The organism is Bacillus mycoides (assembly GCF_001757995.1).
In the GTDB taxonomy this organism is placed as follows: domain Bacteria; phylum Bacillota; class Bacilli; order Bacillales; family Bacillaceae_G; genus Bacillus_A; species Bacillus_A mycoides_B.
This window is the reverse complement of record NZ_LXLV01000122.1, coordinates 1-1842: the sequence shown is the minus strand read 5'-3', so window position 1 is coordinate 1842 and position 1842 is coordinate 1. Positions and strand designations below refer to the sequence as shown.

Annotated in this window: 3 protein-coding genes; all 3 read left to right on the top strand. The window is 28.2% G+C overall.

Features of this window, described 5'->3' with window-relative positions:
* The first annotated feature begins 4 nt into the window (after positions 1 to 4).
* Positions 5 to 208 carry a hypothetical protein gene (locus tag BWGOE10_RS33205; RefSeq protein WP_070144057.1) on the top strand — a complete coding sequence of 68 codons (204 nt, stop codon included), beginning with the start codon at positions 5 to 7 and terminating at the stop codon, positions 206 to 208.
* 388 nt (positions 209 to 596) lie between these two features.
* A complete protein-coding gene (locus BWGOE10_RS29130; protein WP_070144056.1) occupies positions 597 to 1502 on the top strand; it encodes an ABC transporter ATP-binding protein in 906 nt (301 codons plus the stop codon).
* 2 nt (positions 1503 to 1504) lie between these two features.
* Positions 1505 to 1842, top strand: a 338-nt coding sequence (locus tag BWGOE10_RS29125; RefSeq protein WP_171903167.1) for an ABC transporter permease, incomplete at its 3' end; no start/stop codon positions are given.

Here is a 1842-nt window from a genome sequence, read left to right as displayed (position 1 = left end):
CTTGATGTTTTTACAAAAATATAAGGGTTTGATTCTAGGAATAGTTGGTGCTGTTATAGGGATATTATCTTTCTTTTATCTTAAAGATTTAGATTATATGTATAGATTGGGTCTTAGATTATTTTCTATAACATTAATAACTATAGGATGGATTATTGTCGAGAATTCGAACCATTTCTATAAAAAAAAGGATAATGGTAATGTATAGATGTTACTATTCCCAAATTTTTTTTGCGTTTTATTAATCAGAGAATCACATAGTAAGGTTAACATGTGTAATTTTAATCAACCATTTTTATAAAAACCAATCTTAAATCTACTGGAAAAGAATCTATTTTGATTAATCTCTTTTCAAATTAGATTCTTTTTATATTCCGTGGAGTAAGAGTGGAAGTAGGTACTTTTAATCAAACTTTATCATTTTAGCCAAGAAGACTCCTTCCTCAAGGAACGTGTATGGGCACAGCCCAGTGAGTTGGTGGGAGATGAATTGGCTTCGGACAAGGGATGGCAGGAAGCCATCTTAATTGTTTGAAATACATAAAGTGTTACTGGATGATTTGTAAATATTTGGGGGTTAGAAAGAGAGGAACAAAATGAAATTAGCAATTCAAACTAAAAATTTAACAAAATCTTTTGAAAATCAATCCATTGTAAGGGATTTAAACTTATCTGTTCCTGAAGGAAGTTTATATGCTTTTATTGGTCCAAATGGTGCAGGAAAAACAACAACTATGCGAATGTTATTAGGATTAATTCCATTAGATAAAGGAACGATATTATTTAATAATAAAGATATCAAAGAATGGAAAGAAGAATTATTTGAAAATGTGGGTTGTTTTATTGATTCACCTACCTATTATCCTAATTTAACAGCATATGAAAATTTAGCCTATGTACAAAAAATGATTAATAAACCTTTAGATGAAATAGATAGAGTATTAAAAACTACAGGAATATATAAAGCAAAAGATAAAAAAGTTAAAGATTTTTCTTTAGGAATGAAACAAAGGCTAGGTATTTCCTTTGCTATTCTTAATAATCCTAAAATACTAATTCTTGACGAGCCGACAAATGGATTAGACCCAGAAGGAGTACACGAGATAAGGCGTTTATTACTTCATTTAGTAAAAAATGAGGGGAAGACTATATTTATTTCTAGTCATAATTTAGCTGAAATTGAAATGATAGCAGATCACATAGCATTACTACATAAGGGTAGCTTACTCTATGAAGGGAATTTAAACAGAATTATTACTTCTGGAGAATATATTGTTCACGTGAATGATACTGCTCCCACAGAAAGGATTTTAAATACAGAGGGTATACCCTATAGCATAGAAAAAGAAGGGGTATTCAAAATAATAATAGATCAAGATAGTGTTCCTAATTTAACCAGAATATTAATTAAAAATGATATAGATATTTTTGAAGTTAGCCCTAAAAAGCCAACATTAGAGGAAGTATTTTTATCTTTAACTAAACAAAAGGAGTTACTATAATAATGCAATTTATCTTTAAAAGTGTAATTAGTGAGATGAGGAAAATTGGTGGGAGAAAATTATTATTAATTTCTTTGTTTTTTTCATTATTATCAAGCTTTTTGTGTATAAGTTATTTTATTTTTAACAAGAATAATCCTGACATGTTTCAATCTACAAATCTTATAGCAATTACAGTAAACTTTAATACACTAACGTTAAGCATTTTTTCTGCTTGTATGTGGTATTTTATCATTTCTTCTGAAAATAAATATGGTACTTGGGCCATTATTTATACAAAACCCATTTCAAAATTCAAGTTATTGGTAGCTAAAAATTTATTGTTTATACTGTTCTATTT